16 protein-coding genes and 4 tRNA genes are annotated in these 17,389 nt (G+C 54.5%); 4 read left to right on the plus strand and 16 right to left on the minus strand.

Annotated features, from left to right (window positions below; all coding sequences use genetic code 11):
- Window positions 1-437: 437 nt before the first annotated feature.
- The 13 genes from AC6CHO_RS05815 to AC6CHO_RS05875 all read right to left on the minus strand — a co-directional run bounded on the left by AC6CHO_RS05815 (window position 438) and on the right by AC6CHO_RS05875 (window position 9,587).
- Window positions 438-1,373, minus strand: coding sequence for a hypothetical protein (locus tag AC6CHO_RS05815; protein ID WP_498214103.1), 936 nt, complete (start codon window positions 1,371-1,373; stop codon window positions 438-440).
- Window positions 1,374-1,534: 161 nt separating this feature from the next.
- Window positions 1,535-2,143 (minus strand): mycothiol-dependent nitroreductase Rv2466c family protein, encoded by a 609-nt coding sequence (locus tag AC6CHO_RS05820; protein WP_498214104.1) that lies wholly within the window; start codon window positions 2,141-2,143, stop codon window positions 1,535-1,537.
- A 48-nt stretch (window positions 2,144-2,191) separates the two neighbouring features.
- Window positions 2,192-3,484 carry an ATP-dependent Clp protease ATP-binding subunit ClpX gene (gene clpX, locus AC6CHO_RS05825; RefSeq protein ID WP_498214105.1) on the minus strand — a complete coding sequence of 431 codons (1,293 nt, stop codon included), beginning with the start codon at window positions 3,482-3,484 and terminating at the stop codon, window positions 2,192-2,194.
- A gap of 169 nt (window positions 3,485-3,653) precedes the next feature.
- Window positions 3,654-4,313, minus strand: coding sequence for an ATP-dependent Clp protease proteolytic subunit (locus AC6CHO_RS05830; RefSeq protein ID WP_146275271.1), 660 nt, complete (start codon window positions 4,311-4,313; stop codon window positions 3,654-3,656).
- A 46-nt stretch (window positions 4,314-4,359) separates the two neighbouring features.
- On the minus strand, window positions 4,360-4,956 hold the full coding sequence (locus tag AC6CHO_RS05835) for an ATP-dependent Clp protease proteolytic subunit (protein WP_060701803.1): 597 nt from the start codon (window positions 4,954-4,956) through the stop codon (window positions 4,360-4,362).
- A 247-nt stretch (window positions 4,957-5,203) separates the two neighbouring features.
- On the minus strand, window positions 5,204-6,535 hold the full coding sequence (tig, locus tag AC6CHO_RS05840; RefSeq protein ID WP_060701804.1) for a trigger factor: 1,332 nt from the start codon (window positions 6,533-6,535) through the stop codon (window positions 5,204-5,206).
- An 87-nt stretch (window positions 6,536-6,622) separates the two neighbouring features.
- Window positions 6,623-6,697: transfer RNA gene (locus AC6CHO_RS05845), tRNA-Pro, on the minus strand.
- Between the two features lie 157 nt (window positions 6,698-6,854).
- Window positions 6,855-6,929: transfer RNA gene (locus tag AC6CHO_RS05850), tRNA-Pro, on the minus strand.
- 144 nt (window positions 6,930-7,073) lie between these two features.
- Window positions 7,074-7,148 (minus strand) — tRNA-Pro (locus tag AC6CHO_RS05855).
- 446 nt (window positions 7,149-7,594) lie between these two features.
- Window positions 7,595-7,668 (minus strand) — tRNA-Gly (locus AC6CHO_RS05860).
- A 185-nt stretch (window positions 7,669-7,853) separates the two neighbouring features.
- Window positions 7,854-8,822 (minus strand): Fpg/Nei family DNA glycosylase, encoded by a 969-nt coding sequence (locus AC6CHO_RS05865; RefSeq protein ID WP_498214106.1) that lies wholly within the window; start codon window positions 8,820-8,822, stop codon window positions 7,854-7,856.
- 2 nt (window positions 8,823-8,824) lie between these two features.
- A complete protein-coding gene (locus AC6CHO_RS05870; protein WP_498214108.1) occupies window positions 8,825-9,298 on the minus strand; it encodes a ribose-5-phosphate isomerase in 474 nt (157 codons plus the stop codon).
- Window positions 9,261-9,587, minus strand: coding sequence for a hypothetical protein (locus AC6CHO_RS05875; protein ID WP_498214109.1), 327 nt, complete (start codon window positions 9,585-9,587; stop codon window positions 9,261-9,263). The genes AC6CHO_RS05870 and AC6CHO_RS05875 overlap by 38 nt, the downstream gene beginning before the upstream one ends.
- Here AC6CHO_RS05875 and pepN point away from each other — a divergent pair.
- The 3 genes from pepN to AC6CHO_RS05890 all read left to right on the plus strand — a co-directional run bounded on the left by pepN (window position 9,586) and on the right by AC6CHO_RS05890 (window position 13,212).
- Window positions 9,586-12,126, plus strand: a complete 2,541-nt coding sequence (gene pepN, locus AC6CHO_RS05880) for an aminopeptidase N (protein WP_498214111.1) — start codon at window positions 9,586-9,588, stop codon at window positions 12,124-12,126. The two genes, AC6CHO_RS05875 and pepN, sit on opposite strands and share 2 nt — an antisense overlap.
- Before the next feature lie 98 nt (window positions 12,127-12,224).
- Window positions 12,225-12,719 carry an OsmC family protein gene (locus AC6CHO_RS05885; RefSeq protein ID WP_498214113.1) on the plus strand — a complete coding sequence of 165 codons (495 nt, stop codon included), beginning with the start codon at window positions 12,225-12,227 and terminating at the stop codon, window positions 12,717-12,719.
- Window positions 12,712-13,212: a globin gene (locus AC6CHO_RS05890; protein ID WP_308219396.1), complete on the plus strand. Its 501-nt coding sequence runs from the start codon at window positions 12,712-12,714 to the stop codon at window positions 13,210-13,212. The genes AC6CHO_RS05885 and AC6CHO_RS05890 overlap by 8 nt, the downstream gene beginning before the upstream one ends.
- Before the next feature lie 63 nt (window positions 13,213-13,275).
- Here AC6CHO_RS05890 and AC6CHO_RS05895 read toward each other — a convergent pair whose 3' ends face one another.
- Window positions 13,276-13,935 carry a DUF8185 domain-containing protein gene (locus AC6CHO_RS05895; RefSeq protein WP_498214114.1) on the minus strand — a complete coding sequence of 220 codons (660 nt, stop codon included), beginning with the start codon at window positions 13,933-13,935 and terminating at the stop codon, window positions 13,276-13,278.
- 173 nt (window positions 13,936-14,108) lie between these two features.
- Between AC6CHO_RS05895 and tesB the strand changes: the two genes are divergently transcribed.
- Complete coding sequence (gene tesB, locus AC6CHO_RS05900; protein ID WP_498214115.1) at window positions 14,109-14,999, plus strand: acyl-CoA thioesterase II; 891 nt, start codon at window positions 14,109-14,111, stop codon at window positions 14,997-14,999.
- 35 nt (window positions 15,000-15,034) lie between these two features.
- Here the strand turns inward: tesB and AC6CHO_RS05905 are convergent, their stop codons facing one another.
- Together AC6CHO_RS05905 and soxR are read right to left on the minus strand one after the other, a co-directional pair.
- The gene (locus AC6CHO_RS05905; protein WP_498214116.1) at window positions 15,035-16,771 is read right to left on the minus strand and encodes an MOSC domain-containing protein; all 1,737 of its coding nucleotides are present in this window, start codon (window positions 16,769-16,771) and stop codon (window positions 15,035-15,037) included.
- 93 nt (window positions 16,772-16,864) lie between these two features.
- Window positions 16,865-17,350 carry a redox-sensitive transcriptional activator SoxR gene (gene soxR / locus AC6CHO_RS05910; protein WP_498214118.1) on the minus strand — a complete coding sequence of 162 codons (486 nt, stop codon included), beginning with the start codon at window positions 17,348-17,350 and terminating at the stop codon, window positions 16,865-16,867.
- Between the last annotated feature and the right edge of the window lie 39 nt (window positions 17,351-17,389).

Consider the following 17,389-nt stretch of genomic DNA (forward strand, 5'->3'; position numbering starts at 1 on the left):
TTTTTTCCTCCGCTAACGTCGACGAACACAGCGTTTTAGCCTGCGAACATGAAGCAACTCAGGTTATTCACAGGTAAATCCGGGCCGTTGGATTCAGGAGACAAGACGACTCGTTACGTGGCGATCGGTTCCCGGCGACCATGACAGTCCCAGAAAATTCGGTTTAGCCAGCTCTCATCCGAGGAATCCCCAGACATACGAAGCACCTGGGTTGCACTCAATAAAATTGTGAAAGAAAAACTTCGGTATCAGGTACTTTATGCACCCGCCCCGGTCTTGAAGAGGGCAAAAATTAGTTGCCGTTGTCGTTCAAAAAAGGACTTATTGATTCGTTGGCCTCTTAAACCAGGACGGCACCGACTCCTTCTCGAACCAAGATGTTGCGGAGAACTCCACTAGCGGCCTAAAACCGAATGCACTCAAGCGCAGGCAGTGGGTCAGTGGTTCGTGAGTTCACGCGTGCGCGTGCGCAAAAGAGGCACTGACGCCATTCCAAGAATTCCCGCGGCAATAGCGGTGATGATGAAACTTGTTGCCAAGCCACCGGTGATCTGATCAAAAATGGCGCGAGCCAGTTCCCTATCCGTGTTGGCCAGTAAGCGCTCCTGGATAAAGTCGGGAATCACGGTCTTAATTGCGATGTAGCCCAGCGTGGTGACAACAGCGAGCCACAACAACGATTTTGAGAGGTACCTCGGAGCGAGCAGGATTCCGGCAACAAGCAAAGCGGCGTTCAGGTAGATTGCCCACGGTCCAATAGTCCCGACCACCAGGTAAGCTTGTTTCACCATGGGCAGCGCATCGTTCTGGATCAATTTCAATTGCCAGTCGAAATGGCCCGTTACGGGCAAATCCGGAATACCCAATCCTGTTAATGTCTTTGAAATCCCTGCGAATACTTCGTCCAGCTCGAAAGTTAGATTTCCCGCCTCGTCAAGAGAAGCTGAACTCTGACCAGTGAAGATTTGATCTGTTCGTTGATGACTTGCCCGTAGCGCGGATTGCCAGTTCGTAGCGAAATCCTCAGATTGAACGACTCGCAATGCAGCATTCTCAATTGTCTCGTTTGCCTTTGATGCCAGCTCTTCAGCGGGGATGAGACGCGACAACCATCCTGAGCCAGCGACGGCGTCAAGGTGTTCCTCAATCCGAAGCTGCCCGGATATTGACTGCGCGACTTGCCCAGAAACCAGTTCCTGGAGTTTTTGATTCTGCGCCAGAGGGCCCAACGTCTTTACAAAGCCGTCGGTATTAGTCAGATGCCCTGAGGCCCATAGTGCTCCGACTGAAAACGGGGCCACGATCACGCCCACAACTATGCAGGCAATGGACACTATTTTTCGCCAGAGAGGCATATGCACTCGACTTTCCACAACGTACTCCCTAGATAAGGTGGCCATCTATCCCTTGGTGGCAATAATTCTGCGGATGACCACTGAAAGTGCCAGCTTTAACCAACGCGGTGTCCAAGACTTAACGCAACGAAGGACGCCCCTGGATTCTGAGCGTCCTTCTATCGGTGCATCCGGAATACTTAGTCGAAGGTTGGGCTCTCGGTACGAGTGCGCTTCATTTCGAAGAAGTATGGGAACGATGCCAGCTGTGCTGCTGCATCAAACATCTTTCCTGCGTCTTCACCAGTCGGAACTCGGGTGATAACGGGCCCGAAGAAGGCCACGCCATCTACGGCTACGATGGGAGTGCCCACGTCTTGGCCGACCTTGCTAATGCCGGTTTCGTGGCTGGCTCGCAATGCTTCGTCGTTGGCATCGGTATCGGCTGCCTCGGCCAGTTCTGCAGGCAGACCGGTCCTCTCAAGCGCCTTCTTGATCACTTCGCCCCGGTCCGAGATTTTCTCGTAATGGAACAGCTCGCCCATGGCAGTGTAGAGGCTGTCTTTGACTTCTTCGCCATGCACTTCTGCAGCTTTCAGAACTACGCGCACCGGACCCCACGACGAATCCATCATTGCACGATAGTCTTCAGGCAAATCCCGGCCCTCGTTGAGCACCGATAGGCTCATGACGTGCCAAGAAACGTCAATGTCACGCACCTTTTCAACTTCCTTGATCCATCGGCTCGTTGCCCAGGCAAATGGGCAAATTGGATCAAACCAGAAATCAACGTGCTGACGCTCAGCCATGCGTTACCAACTTTCCTACGAAAATCAAACTATTGATCAATGAACGAGTTAGGCGGACTTCTTGTCGCGCTTGGCGACCATTGCGTGTGACAGCATTGCTGGTTCTTCACCGTCAATGACCGTGGCACGTGTCACGACAACTTCAGCAACATCTTCACGGCTTGGCAGGTCAAACATGACCCCACCAAGAGTTTCTTCCAGGATCGACCGCAGCCCGCGGGCACCCGTCTCGCGTTCGATGGCCAGCTCCGCGACGGCATCAAGCGCCGACTGATCGAAGCGCAGTGCAACCCCATCCATCTGGAACATCTTCTGGTACTGCTTGAGCAACGCGTTCTTGGGCTCGGTCAAGACACGAACAAGCGCTTCCTTGTCGAGATGTTCAACAGTAGTGATCACTGGAAGGCGGCCGATAAATTCCGGAATCAATCCGAACTTTAGGAGGTCTTCGGGGCGAACGTCCGAATACGATGCTGTCTCGTTCTTGAGCGCCGTCAACGGGGCGCCAAAACCGATACCCTTTTGTCCTGCGCGGGAGGAAATGATCTCTTCTAGACCTGCGAAAGCGCCGGCAACAATGAAGAGAATATTGGTGGTATCCAATTGAATGAAATCCTGGTGCGGGTGCTTTCGACCGCCCTGCGGTGGAACAGCAGCAACAGTTCCCTCAAGAATCTTCAACAATGCCTGCTGGACGCCTTCACCGGAAACGTCGCGCGTGATCGACGGGTTCTCGCTCTTGCGGGAGATCTTGTCGATTTCGTCAATGTAGATGATGCCGGTTTCGGCCTTCTTAACGTCGTAGTCTGCTGCTTGCAACAACTTCAGCAGGATATTCTCTACGTCTTCACCGACATAGCCCGCTTCAGTCAAGCTCGTCGCATCAGCTACAGCAAAAGGAACGTTTAGTTTCTTGGCCAGGGATTGTGCGAGATAGGTCTTGCCACAACCGGTCGGACCAATCAACATGATGTTCGACTTTGAGACTTCGACTTCCCCCAATGGGTCATCATTAGTCAACGCGGCCACGGGTCCATGATCCTGGTTTCCGTGGATGCGCTTGTAGTGGTTGTAGACAGCGACCGAAAGTGCGCGCTTGGCGTTCTCCTGGCCGATGACGTACTCCTGCAGCGAATCAAAGATCTCTCGTGGCTTAGCCAAGGAGAACTCCTCATGCACCTGTTCTTCTGCAAACTCTTCAGCAATGATTTCGTTGCAAAGTTCAATGCACTCAGTACAAATGTAGACACCATGGCCTGCAATTAGCTTCTTAACCTGCTTTTGGCTCTTCCCGCAGAAAGAGCATTTCAGCAGATCCGAGCCTTCACCCATGCGTCCCATCGCACCATTCTCCTGTTTACTTGAGTAGCTGTGGACTTACTCAATTCTAGGCTAGTTGTCCCCCAAATTAGATGAATATGGCGGTTTACCTGTGTTGCGCCACTTCAGTTGTCATGAAGTGGCCTCACTTGGTAAACCGCCATTCATCGGGGATTATTCCGAGTTAGTGCTAGCTGCCCAGCTGAGCGCGGTTCAGCTTGCGTGGCGTCAGGACCTCATCAACAATGCCGTAGGCCTTGGCTTCCGTTGCAGTCATGAAGAGGTCGCGTTCTACGTCATCGCGAACCTTTTCAACTGGCTGTCCCGAATGCGAAGCCAGGGTGTCTTCCAGCCAGCTGCGCATACGCATAACTTCTTCGGCCTGGATCTGCAGGTCCGTAGCGGTACCCCGCTCACCGCCACCCATCGCTGGCTGGTGGATCAGCACGCGTGCGTTTGGCAGTGCAAGGCGCTTGCCCGGCGTACCGGCAGCCAGCAGGACAGCCGCAGCCGATGCGGCCTGGCCCAAGCAAACGGTCTGCACCTCTGGGCGGATGAACTGGATCGTGTCGTAGATTGCAGTCATCGCGGTGAACGATCCACCTGGCGAATTGATGTACAGGGTGACATCGCGCTCTGGATCCATAGATTCCAGGACCAGCAACTGCGCCATGACGTCATCAGCCGATGCGTCGTCGACCTGAGCGCCGAGGAAGATGATGCGGTCCTCGAACAACTTTGCGTATGGATCCTGGCGCTTGAACCCGTAAGGGGTGCGCTCTTCGAACTGCGGCAGAATGTAGCGAGCCGATGGCATCTGGCCACTGACAGCTTCAGTATTGAAGTTCATGGTTATCTCCTAGGACAAATCTTTGGGTATCAAGTGGTGGGTTCGGCTACTGACGTTCTACTCCGCCACCACCGGTGACAGACCCGGCGTGCTTTGCAATCTGGTCGAAGAAGCCGTAGGCAAGACCTTCTTCAGCGGTGAACCACTTGTCTCGCTGGTTATCAATCAGGATCTGCTCTACGCTCTGACCGGTCTGCTCAGCGGTCAAGTCACTCATGACCTTCTTCATATGCATGATCAGCTCAGCCTGGATCTTGATATCCGAAGCAGTGCCGCCGATACCGCCAGATGGCTGGTGCATCAGGATGCGAGCGTTCGGAGTCGCGAAGCGCTTGCCCGGGGTACCCGAGGAGAGCAGGAACTGGCCCATCGAAGCGGCAAGGCCGGTAGCCACGGTAACAACATCGTTCGGGATGAAGTTCATCGTGTCGTAGATGGCCATTCCCGCGGTGATCGAACCGCCAGGCGAGTTGATGTACAGGTAGATGTCCTTCTCCGGATCTTCGGCCGAGAGCAGGAGCAACTGCGAGCAGATGGCATTCGCATTGTCGTCGCGGACTTCGGAGCCCAGCCAGATGATGCGCTCCTTGAGCAAGCGGTTGTAGATGTAGTCGTCACGGCTGGCCGGATCGACGGCTGCCATAGTAGGAGTGCGCGAATCATTTGACATGTTCTCTACCTCTTCCAAACGTGTAGATCAGATTCTGGGATTTCTATTTCCAACCCCAAAGCTGCAACTGGTTACTTTGAGATTACTTACTTCAAGGCTTTGATGGGGCGATTCATGCCCCTGTTTCGCTCACGGCGCATGATGCACGCCTGCAGCGAACAAAAATGGCCATTGGCCGCCTTTTTCAAGGCGGCCAATGGCCATAGGAGTCTAGAAAAGACTACTTTGCTTCTTCGACTTCAGCCTCGGCAGCTTCTTCTTCGCCTGCTGGCTTCACGAAGGAAGTCAGGTCAACAGCCGCACCGTTGGAATCGGTGACGGTAGCGAATTCAAGAACCTTGGCCAATGCCTTGCGGCGACGAACCTCGCCCATCAGCATTGGAACCTGGCCGGCGCCGTCCAGCATCTGAGCGAACTGGTTTGGCTCCATGCCGTACTGGCCAGCGGTCTGGACGATGTAGTCGATCAGCTCGGACTGCTCTACGCCAACTTCCTCAGCGTCTGCGACAGCGTCCAGGATGATCTCGTTCTTGAAGGCGCGCTCGGTGTTCTCGCGAACCTCTGAACGGTGCTCTTCGGTGTCGTGATCGGCCTCGGCGTCGGGAGCGTTGAAGTGCTGCTCGATCTGCTCATCGATAACCGAAGCTGGAACTGGAACCTCTACCAGTTCAACCAGCTTGTCCAGAACCAGCTCGCGAGCCTCTACGCCCTGCTCAACGATCTTGCCCTCTGCTGCATCCTTTGCCAAGTTTTCGCGCAATTCGGCAATGGTGTCGAATTCCGAAGCAAGCTGAGCGAAGTCATCGTTTGCTTCTGGCAGTTCGCGCTGCTTGACGGCGTTGATAACAACCTTGACGGTTGCTGCCTTGCCAGCGTGCTCGCCGCCAGCCAGGGTGGTTTCGAAGGTTGCGTCTTCGCCAGCGGACAGGCCGGTAACAGCCTCGTCCATGCCCTCAAGCATGTTGCCGGAACCGATCTGGTAGGACAGGCCCTGAGCCGAGTCAACTTCTTCGCCATCTACCGAAGCGGTGAGGTCGATGGTGACGAAGGAATCTGCAGCTGCTGGAGCTTCAACTTCCTTCAAGGTGCCAAAGCGGCCACGCAGGTCGTCGAGAGCCTTCTCGATGTCCTCGTCAGCAACTTCCTTTGCCTCAACAGAAACTTCGATTCCCTTGTAATCCGGCAGCTCAACCTTCGGGCGGATGTCAACTTCGAGGGTGAAGACCAGCTGGCCCTCGCCTTCCTTCTCGATCGAAGGCAGCTCGGTGATGTCTACCTCTGGGCGGGACAGAGGGGTGAGTTCGTTCTCAACCATGGCCTTCTGGTAGAAGTCGTTCAGACCTTCGTTAACTGCGGTCTCGATGACGTAGCCACGGCCAACGCGCTGATCGATCAGGCGGGAAGGTACTTTACCCTTACGGAAGCCTGGGATCTGAATCTGCTGAGCGATGGTCTTGTACGCCTCATCGACGCGGGGCTTCAGTTCCTCGTAAGGAACTTCAACGGTCAGCTTAACCCGGGTCGGGTTGACGTTTTCGACGGCGCTCTTCACAGCGTTGTACTCCTGAGTTGTCTAATATTAGGTCTAATCTGCAAAAAACCCCGCAACATGGTGGCGTTGCGGGGTTGTTCGACAGAGTCGGGGTGACAGGATTCGAACCTGCGACCTCACGCTCCCAAAGCGCGCGCTCTAGCCAAGCTGAGCTACACCCCGATTAGCAGTGAACAGTCTAACCCGAGTCATCCTGTATCCACTAATCGTTTGTGATGCTTACTAGTTACCTTTGACAGTTATTAGTGATCACAAGATCTAAATAATATTTAGCTCTCAATTTTCATGTTCAGAAATCCGAGGATTTCTTCTCATAAAGTCGGGGTGACAGGATTCGAACCTGCGACCTCACGCTCCCAAAGCGCGCGCTCTAGCCAAGCTGAGCTACACCCCGATTAGCCGGCCGCTCCGTGTTTTCACAGCGGATGACGCCTAACCGTTTATTGGCGAATCTGAGAATTTATTTCTAATCAATCAGTTTCATCAAACCCAATTTCTTGGATTCAAATTATGGCTGAAAATTTTTTCATCCATAAAGTCGGGGTGACAGGATTCGAACCTGCGACCTCACGCTCCCAAAGCGCGCGCTCTAGCCAAGCTGAGCTACACCCCGATTCAGTTCAGAAAACCGAACCTCATCTGGACTTTCCGTCCCATGACCTTCTCGGGAATCATTTGTTTCCCGTGCTGATCACAAGAAACTAAGTTACACGGGTTCGAACCAAAAGCAAAATCGAATCTCCGTCATGTCGCCACGCCCAGCGCGCCCAATTCCCTGAAATTCCGGTAATCACACGGTTGATCTGGGACTGCTTGAAGAGAGAAGTGAGTTGAATAACAGCAACATTCCAACGTTGGCACCCTCAGGCCACTCGCGCTGGACAAAAGTCCTGCTCCCCCAGGGACCAAAGAGATAGCCCCGGGGAGCGAGGTCCGTATCCCAGTTCAGGCGCAACGACAAAAATTAAAGAAGAATCCGTATCAAGGACAAGCTGCCTCATCCCAGGCATTCAGGGCTCCGGATACGCGAAAAGGCCCCGCTATGCGGAGCCTTTTCTCTGGAGGGGATGACGGGAATCGAACCCGCGTAATCAGTTTGGAAGACTGAGGCTTTACCATTAAGCTACATCCCCGTTTCGAAGCCCCTGCGCTTCGAACAAGATTGAGTCTAGACCATAAAAGATGCGCTTTGCAAATCGGCCATTCCCCGTCTCACTTGGAACCTCTTGGTTAGCATCTAGATTGCGCTACTCAAAGCCCTACACGCCGGAGAATCAGAGGAAAAGTATTCCCCTGATCTCATTTACGGCCCCGAACGCTATTCCGCTCTTTTCGATCGCGGCATCTTTTGGCACCGCGGGCACCAATAGAGCTTTCTTGAGGCGACCTCGGCAAGAGAAATTTTTCCAGTACAACGGCGACAGCCCATACCCTGGCGTTGATATACGTAGTAGGCATTTTCGGGCCAAAGTGGCAATCCGTCTTCGCGATCCTCGGGCAAAGTTGTGATGATCTTTCCATCACGAACACCATCTTCCATGACGGTGACGATATCGAGCCAGAGTTTTTTGACCTTCTGCTCGGTAAGTTGATTCGCAGGAAGCTCTGGCGCGATTCGATTGCGGAAAAGCGCCTCGGCCCGGTAGATGTTTCCAACACCACTGATCAGATTTTGATTCATCAAAGCGATCCCGATGGCAGTTTTTGTGCGAGACAGATTATCTCGAAACTCCTTGCACCCCTCCTCCAGCACCGCTTGTGCCTGCTTCGGATCAGAATGCGACTTGGCCGCTCGGAAGTCGGCCGCGGCTCCAGCTAGCGGGTCAGGCCCGAGTTTACTTAACTGGACTTGCACCTGCGCGTAATCAAGCACTTCGCAAGCCGTAGGACCGCGTAAATCCGCCCAGCCGTGTTCTGAGACTATGCGTGCGCGAACGACGCCAATAGGAGCGGGCGGGCCTGCGTACTCTTCAGGCTTCCCGCCAGCTTCAACTTCTCTCTCGCCAATTTTCCGTGGGGCGCCAATTGAAGATGCGCCGACAAAATGCCCGTCTCCCCCAAAGCTGAACGCGCCGTACAGCCCTAGATGTACGCGCAAGTAAAGGTCGTTAGAAAATCGACAAAAGAGCTGCTTGCCCTTTGCGAAGGCCAATTCAAGTTCCTGCCCGTCAATACGGGCAGCATCCTCGCTGAAACGACCCTTTGGCGATGAAACCTGAACCACTTGCCCGCCAAAGACGTCGTCGAATTGGCGGGCAAGACGGTGAAGGGAATGTCCTTCTGGCACGACTAGTCGATGACCTCGCCAGTGGTTTCGTAAGTAGCGATCTTGCCGATGCGGCGCACGTGACGCTCTGCGTCACTGAACGGTTCAGTCAAGAAGGCCTCGATGAGCTCGGCTGCTTCTTCAACGGAATGCTGGCGTCCGCCGACAGCAATGACGTTGGCATTGTTGTGCTCACGGGCAAGCTTTGCCGTGTCCAGGTTCCAGGCAAGCGCGGCGCGAATGCCTTCCACCTTGTTAGCGGCAATTTGTTCGCCGTTACCCGAGCCGCCAAGAACAATTCCCAATGAGTCCAGACCAGCGCGCTGATCTTCCACTACTGCCTTAGCCGCGTTGATGCAGAAGGCTGGGTAGTCATCCTCTGGATCATAGACTTTGGGACCATGGTTAATCATTTCGTAGCCCTTGGCAGTCAGGTGTTTCACCAAGTGGTCACTCAGTTCAAGTCCGGCATGGTCTGTAGCGATATGCACGCGCATAATCTAAAGCCTCGTTTATCTGGGAGGGGTCAAATACTTTCTCATCTAGCTTAGCCATTTCAGGCGGACCCATTGCCATGTTGAAGTGCATGGCCAGCATTTTTACGGGGCCACCCGCGTGTTCATGACCCAAAGCGCCATGTTTTCGGCGCAAATCTGACAATTGAGTAAATTGATCACCGAGATGACTTGCTTTATACCCCGTCGCCAATGACACAATATAGAAATATTCAATATCCGTTTCATAACTGCCGCGGATGCACACCTCATGAAGAACTGGAGAACCCATGCCAGGTTTGAACCTCACTCGCGCCGAGGCTTCTACTCGCGCAGAACTGCTCAACGTCGACAGCTATGAGGTGAGCCTGGACCTTACCCGCGGCGACCGCGTCTTCACTTCCAAGACGACCGTGCGCTTCACTGCTGTCGAGGGGGCTTCCACGTTCATTGATGCCGTCACGGATTCAGTACGTTCCATTAATCTCAATGGAATTGATCTGGATCCGGCCGAAGCCTCGGATGGCATCCGCATTCAGCTTTCAAACCTCGCCGCGGACAATGTCCTGGTCATTGACGCTGACGCGCTGTACATGAACACTGGCGAAGGGCTTCACCGCTTCGTTGACCCGGTGGATCACGAGGTTTACCTCTATACCCAATTCGAAGTGGCGGACTGCCGTCGCATGTTCGCCGTGTTCGAACAGCCAGATCTTAAGGCCACCTTCCAGTTCACGATCACGGCTCCCAAGTACTGGAACGTCATTTCCAATGCTCCAACTCCGCAGCCCGTTGAGCAGGGCGAAGCAGCGACTTGGGCCTTTGCACCCACCCAGCGCATCTCTTGCTACATCACCGCGCTGATCGCCGGACCGTATCAGGTTGCCCGCGATTCGCTCGTTTCCTCCAGCGGTCGCACCATCGAGCTCGGCGTCTTTGCTCGCGCCTCCATGATGGAATACCTGGACGTTGAAAATATCGTGACGATCACGCGTCAAGGCTTCGAATTCTACGAAAAGAACTTCGGCGCACCATACCCGTTCGAAAAGTATGACCAGTTGTTCGTTCCGGAATTTAATGCCGGCGCCATGGAAAATGCTGGTGCAGTCACTTTCCTCGAAGAGTATGTGTTCCGTTCCCGCCCTACCGGTGCCATGGTGGAACGCCGCGCCATCACCGTCCTTCACGAGCTTGCACACATGTGGTTCGGCGATCTGGTCACCATGAAGTGGTGGAACGACCTATGGCTCAACGAATCATTCGCTGAATTCATGTCTACTCTTGCTGCTGCCCAGAACACCGAATTCACCAGCGCCTGGACCACCTTCAATACGCTGGAGAAAAACTGGGCCTACCGCCAGGACCAATTGCCTTCAACCCACCCGATCGTGGCCGAGATCAATGACCTCGAAGACGTTGAGGTCAACTTCGATGGCATTACCTACGCCAAGGGGGCCAGCGTTCTTCGCCAGCTTGTAGCCTTTGTCGGCCAGGAAGAGTTCATGGCGGGAGTACGTGAATACTTCGCCAAGCACGCCTGGTCCAATACCGAACTGCCAGACCTGCTCAGCGAATTGGAGACCTCCAGCGGACGCGATCTGAGCGGTTGGGGTGCGCAGTGGCTTGAAACGGCCGGAGTGAACACCCTCACCGCCGATATTCAAACAGACGCCGCGGGTGTAATCACTTCCTTCACCATTCGCCAGTCGGCCATTGCCGAGTACCCAACGCTACGACAGCATCGCCTCGCCGTCGGCTTCTACAGCCTCGATGAGACAGGAACCTTGCAGCGCGTGCACCGCGAGGAACTCGACATCTCCGGCGAGGCCACCGAGGTATCTGCCTTGGCTGGCCTGCAGCGACCAGACCTGGTGCTGCTCAATGATGATGATCTGACCTACGCGAAAATCCGGTTGGATGAAGGATCCTTGGCTACTGCCACCGAGCATTTGAAGGATTTCAATGAATCCCTGCCTCGCACCTTGGTCTGGTCGGCTGCTTGGGATTCGGTGCGCGATGCGGAATCACCAGCAAGCATCTACGTTCAGCTGCTCTTGAACAACATTGGCCACGAAGCCGACTCGACGGTCATCATGGTACTGCTGCGCCAGCTGAATACTTCGCTGGATAGCTACGTTGCAGCCGAGCACAGCACAGAATTGTCGATTCGAGCTGCAGACCAGCTGTGGCAGCTTGCCTCGGACGCGAAGGCCGGTTCGGACGCGCAGCTGCAGCTGGCCAAAGCCTTCGCGCATCGCTCGCGAACTGCCGAACAGCTGGACCGCGCCCAAGGCCTGTTCGATGGGTCAACCTCCCTTGACGGACTAGTGATCGATACCGATCTTCGCTGGTCCCTGGCGATCGCTTTGAGCGCCGGCGGGCGACTGTCCGATGAACAAATTGATGCCCTCCTGGAAACTGACGACACCGCCAAAGGCAAGGCATCCTGGTACACCGCCCGCGCTTCGCGTCCTACTGCGCAGGCCAAGGACGAAGCTTTTGAAGCCGCCACGGCAGCGACTCTGTCGAATGACCAGCAGAGCGCCATTATTGCAGGGTTCAACAACGTGCACGACAAGTCGTTGATCGCCGGCTACACCGAAAAGTACTTCGGCCTGTTGATCCATGCGTGGGAAACCTTCTCCCACGAAATGGCCAAGCAAATCGTGCTTGGCTTCTACCCGAATTCCCAGGTCTCCCAGCAGACTTTGGACCAGACCGAGGCATTCCTCGAATCCCTCGGTGAAAAGCACCCGGCACTACGTCGCTTGTTGACCGAGTCTGCCGCTGATGTTCGACGCGCCCTGGCTGCGCGCCTAGCGGATGCCTAAAACCCAGCGGTAGCAGATACATCTCACCTCAGGGTGCACTCAGAGCTCACCAGGTTCTTGAGTGCACCCTCATGGTTTAAAGATGTAAGAATGAACGTATGGATCTGTCGCGGCATGAATATCACATCAGTCTGGAATGGACTGGAAATCGCGGTACCGGCACCGAGAGCTACCGTGGCTACGGTAGAGACCACGTGGTGCGTTCAGTAGGCTTGCCAGATCTTCCAGGAACTGCTGACCCGACTTTTCATGGAGACAAGGACCGGTGGAATCCGGAGCAGCTTCTGCTCGCGGCGTTGAGTCAATGCCACATGTTGTCGTATCTGCACGTCGCCGTGACACACGGTGTCGTCGTTACCGGCTACAGCGACTCTGCCCATGGCCTGCTCCAGCTCAACCGTGATCATAGCGGCGAATTCGTCCAAGCTGTCCTGCGTCCGGCGGTTGGCCTTGCCGACGAAGCACAACGAGAACTTGCCGACTCGCTGCATGAGCAAGCGAACAAAGTCTGCTTTATCGCCAGATCCGTGAACTTCCCGGTTCTTCATGAACCTGTCCTTCCGAACCTTTCCCGAGGAATCAATAATGAGTGAACACCCCCAGATCCCGCATAGCGTCAAGCAGGATCCGTTCAGCAAACCCCTCGTTCTGGGGCCTTCCAGCCAAGAATTCCTGGATCTGGCGGAAGAATCAGTCGACGCTTCCCAATTCCCCGGGACCTTCTACCACGAAGTAGGCGGCCGCGAAGTCTTTGCTCAGCTGACCAAGAATTTTTATGCTTCGGTTGCCGAAGATCAGGATTTCCGCGCGATGTACCCTGAGAAGGATCTGCATCCGGCGCAAGTGCGGCTGCAGTTGTTCCTTGAACAGTATTGGGGCGGACCGACCACATATTCCGAACACCGCGGTCATCCTAGGTTGCGTATGCGCCACGGTAATTTCACTGTGAACTCGCATTACCGCGATGTGTGGCTAGGTCATATGAATAAGGCAATTGACCAGCTCGAGTTGCCACCGCTCCAAGCCGAGACGCTCAGGGATTACTTTGAGCGAGCAGCTCACTCGATGCTAAACACTCCCGATTAATCTGGAGAAAAATCAGATGTGCTGGAACCAAATTTGGTTCCAGCACATCTTTTTAATACTCACCTAACCGAGCAGCGAAGATTGTCGAAGGACTGCATGTCCACGATCATTGCTAATTCTGCGCCACGTCCCCTGTCGGAGCACTCTGCTTTCGCCGTTTGGCGATAGGAACCCCAATGCATGCATCGCAAACGCTGCGCCCATAGGTAGCGGCGGTTCCTGGCCAGCGATTTCGGAGGACCAAATTCGTTGACGGATCTGGGATATTACCGGCTTGCCAGGGTTTTCTGGCAACGCTTGAGCCACGGCATCAATTCCCGTCTGTGCAGCTGATGACAGTGTGTGATTGGGAATCGTTCCTGAATCTTCCCAGCCTGAAAGCGGAACAGAAATTCCAGCCCATCGGGCCGTGGCCTCTACCGGGGGCAAGGTGAACTCGACGGAAGAATCCCCCATTCGAGCTAATCGATCCTGAATCGACGACAGCGAATAACTGGCATTGATCTCGGCCGGTTGAGCTAGTCCATGGACTCGCATGCCTAAAATCGTGTACTGGCCTTGGCCCAGCTCGGCCGGGACCAAAACAGGGACGTAAACAGCTAAGGCAGTGCCTCTGGCAACAAATAGTGCAGCATCATCCTCAATAGTTTTTGCCCGACTCACAAAGTTCGCAAAATCGCTTACAGAGTTAACGTCGTCAAAAATCAATACATCGCTTGCCATGGATTAATATTCTCACGCTCAATCGCTTCGGAGTCATTGAATTAGCTGATGGCGTGATGCGCACCCGAAAAATCGTATAGATTACCTACGAGCAGGGAAAACCAGATGTCAATATTACTTTAAAGTAATATTGATTTTGGTTCTGCCCCACCGCACTGCAAGGAGTTTAGAACGTGACCGGAGACCTAGGTACCACTCAGATATTGCTAGACCTTCTGGATCTGGACGGCAACCATCAGGCGCGAACTGATGAAGACATATTTGTCGGCCAGACACCAAGGCAAAACCGCAATCGGGTTTTCGGCGGCCAGGTGCTGGCCCAATCGATCATGGCGGCGACCCGCACTGTAGATACCACTCGTTCAGTGCACTCATTACACGGATATTTCTTGAGGCCCGGCGACCCTAACCAAAACATTACATTCGGCGTGCAGCGGCTTAGAGACGGCCGGTCTTTCTCGGCCCGGCGGGTTCATGCCTACCAGAACGGTGAGCCGATTCTTTCGATGATCGCTTCCTTCCAGGAGCCAGCCGAGGGCTTGGAACATCACGATCCCATGCCGTTCCAAGCGCCTGATCCTGAATCGCTGCCAACAACTGCGGAGCTCGTAGGGCACCTGAACCATCCTGTGGCAAAAGAGTGGGCCTTTGAGCGCCCCTTCGACGTACGCCACGTCACCGAGCCGATTTATTTAGAAGGCGACAAAAACAAGGTTGCCGAGAGCGCCGTATGGCTGCGCACGACTTCCGCCATGCCCGATGACTTGGCTCTGCACCGTGCGGCGTTGGCATACGCCAGCGATTACGTCCTTTTGGAACCTGTGTTGCGCGCGCATGGCTTGGCCTGGGTGCACCAGGGGCTGAGTATTGCCAGTCTCGATCACGCGATGTGGTGGCACCAGGACTTTAGAGTCGATGAGTGGCTTCTGTACGTTCTTCATTCGCCTTCCGCCTCATCAGCGCGTGGTCTCGGAACTGGACAGTTCTTTAATCGCGACGGGCAGCTCGTAGCAACTGTGGCCCAAGAAGGAATGATCAGATTGCCAGAATTCGGCAAAAAATAAGAACCGCCTTTTTTCGATTCCGGCCAATATCCAAATCAGAGATCGAGCTCGACATTTTCCGCGGGGACAGAAACACACGTAAGTATCTGCCCAGTGGGAACTGCGGCGCTCGGTTCCATCGGATACGTCACACTGCCCTTGAGCAGTTTCACCGCGCATTGCCCGCATGACCCTGCCCTGCACAAGCTGGGTGCGTCCAGGCCTTCTGCTTCGAGCGAATCCAACAGGACACCGTCTTCGGGCTTCCAAATAAATTCTGTCCCTGAGCTCTGGCAGCGGACACTCGCCGCGGGTAGCCCCTGGAAGAGTTTTGCTAGATCAGTTTGTGGCGAAACGAAGGTCTCCCCATGGATTTTCTCTGGCAGTATCCCCTGTTTCAGACAAAGTTCATGGACCTCTCGAGTAAATCCCTCAGGTCCACAAATCACGATGCTGTCGCAACCGTCGACAACGCCCGCGATCTCTTCATGAGTAGGACGCCTCTCTGAACTGTCGAATCGTTGATATTCAGCATTGGCATCCACGAGGCTCGAAAGCTCCCGCACTTGCCCGGACAATTGGCTCGGCCGACCGCGTTCGACATGCAGCAATCGAAGCTCCTCAACGCGTGAGGCTGCCTTGGGGTCCCGCAGCAAACCAATAGCCGGGGTGATTCCGATCCCGGCAGTCACGAGGGCGGTTCGACGGCGCAGCACATTCGGTGCAGTCATTGTGCCATAAGGACCGGAAATCAATAGTTCGTCGCCGGCCTGGAGTTTTGCCAGACGCCGAGAGACATCACCTTGCACCTTTATCGCGATGGTGACAGTACCGTCGTTTACCGAGGTGATTGTATAGTTGCGCCACAATGGGTCTGGGAGGTGAACCCGAAGATACTTGCCTGCTTCATCATGTTCGCTGAACCAGCCAAACGGATCACTCAGGGTGAGCCCGACAATTTCTGGGCTGTACGCGATGATACTCAGCACGGTGGCAAATCTCGGCGAACGTTTAGCGGGCACAAGATGGGATTCTTCCTCGCGCATCTCTTCAACTTCTATCTCCGAGCCAACGTCTAAAGGGCCGGAGGTGAGGACGGTCCCATAGATTCCGCAGTGGAGATGGCCAAAATGAGTGGCAAGTAATCGGGGTCCGTTTGTATCGACTTCCGTTGTCTCTGGATTAACAGAGGTAGCCGAGCACCGTTCGATGGACTTGGTGATCGCAATCCTGGCGTCACCGATTCGCAGCACTTTCCCGATCAGTCCGAATTCAGCAAATGCGGGAAGACCTTCGACGAGGATATTGCCACGATATCTGCGAGGGTCTAGGTCAATTCCTCCAGCTTTAGACAGCTGTCTCACGGTATTTGGATTAATAATTGAAATCCCCGATAGCCGCGAGTCGAACATCCCATTGGGCGTAGAAATGACATCTCGCCGATAAGGTCCTTGCGTGGGAAGATGCACGGATAAATACTCCCGCAACTCACGACGGCCGTCCACGTGCGACGAATCGAAAGTCAGAGCATCCCCATCGACTTCCCGAGGCGCCGATACAGTAATGAAAGGCGGTTCCGACTTCACCGACCACTTTTGCAGGCTCTTGTTGTTCTTGAGAATAGTGAAGCTAAGGCAGCTGTTCCATTCGCCGTCCGCGACCTCCACGGTGCCATTTGAGAAGGCCACGCTTCGATCGCCCAGTATTCCGCTGCCAACCTCAACTGGCGCAGAAGCAATAGGTTCTCCCGGCAGGCCCTTGATGGGAAAACGGAACATCTGATCAATTCTCATGATCCCAGTCTAATTACTAGTCAAGGCAGGAAGCGACAAGATGAATATTTGCGCTTCGACTCGCGGCTCACCAGTTCAAGACGCCTATTCTTCTCAGTCTTCGGTATCGAGTCTTCGGGCTCCAGATCCTAGACGGGAAAGTTGATCTGCCGGGTTCAAGAGGCTGCATGCCTGCATGGATAGGCAGCCACAACCAATGCAGCCCATGAGGCGATTTTCTAGTTCTTCGATCGCGCGCCTGCGCGCTTCAAGGACAAGCTTCCACTGCGCGGTAGCCCGAATCCAGTCCTCTTCGGAGGGCAATCGATCCATCGGCACGGGAGCTAGTGCACTCTTAATGTCGCTGAGAGCAATGCCCAATTGCTTGCCAACAGTAATCAGCGAGATTCGGCGAAGCAGGTGCCGAGGATAACGTCGCTGGTTTCCTGCCGTGCGCAATGATGCAATTAGTCCGACCTCTTCATAGTAATGAAGCGCAGAGCGGGCCACACCGGTGCGTTCGCTAACTTGGCCAATGGACAAAAGTTCCTCGGCCGGAATATCTTTTGGGCCTTCGTCTTGACTTGACGTGGGAATCATCACCCATCCTCTCCTTGACCTCAAGGTTACTTGAGGTCT

This window comes from Glutamicibacter sp. GQ173 (genome assembly GCF_059759215.1).

Bases quoted from the DNA above. Each gene is read 5' to 3' on its own strand.
- clpX (WP_498214105.1), bottom strand. From the start codon at position 3,484: ATGGGACGCATGGGTGAAGGCTCGGATCTGCTGAAATGCTCTTTCTGC.
- AC6CHO_RS05885 (WP_498214113.1), top strand. From the start codon at position 12,225: ATGGATCTGTCGCGGCATGAATATCACATCAGTCTGGAATGGACTGGA.
- soxR (WP_498214118.1), bottom strand. From the start codon at position 17,350: ATGATTCCCACGTCAAGTCAAGACGAAGGCCCAAAAGATATTCCGGCC.
- AC6CHO_RS05875 (WP_498214109.1), bottom strand. From the start codon at position 9,587: ATGGGTTCTCCAGTTCTTCATGAGGTGTGCATCCGCGGCAGTTATGAA.
- AC6CHO_RS05835 (WP_060701803.1), bottom strand. From the start codon at position 4,956: ATGGCAGCCGTCGATCCGGCCAGCCGTGACGACTACATCTACAACCGC.
- AC6CHO_RS05905 (WP_498214116.1), bottom strand. From the start codon at position 16,771: ATGAGAATTGATCAGATGTTCCGTTTTCCCATCAAGGGCCTGCCGGGA.
- AC6CHO_RS05870 (WP_498214108.1), bottom strand. From the start codon at position 9,298: ATGCGCGTGCATATCGCTACAGACCATGCCGGACTTGAACTGAGTGAC.
- AC6CHO_RS05830 (WP_146275271.1), bottom strand. From the start codon at position 4,313: ATGAACTTCAATACTGAAGCTGTCAGTGGCCAGATGCCATCGGCTCGC.
- AC6CHO_RS05890 (WP_308219396.1), top strand. From the start codon at position 12,712: ATGAGTGAACACCCCCAGATCCCGCATAGCGTCAAGCAGGATCCGTTC.
- pepN (WP_498214111.1), top strand. From the start codon at position 9,586: ATGCCAGGTTTGAACCTCACTCGCGCCGAGGCTTCTACTCGCGCAGAA.
- AC6CHO_RS05820 (WP_498214104.1), bottom strand. From the start codon at position 2,143: ATGGCTGAGCGTCAGCACGTTGATTTCTGGTTTGATCCAATTTGCCCA.
- AC6CHO_RS05895 (WP_498214114.1), bottom strand. From the start codon at position 13,935: ATGGCAAGCGATGTATTGATTTTTGACGACGTTAACTCTGTAAGCGAT.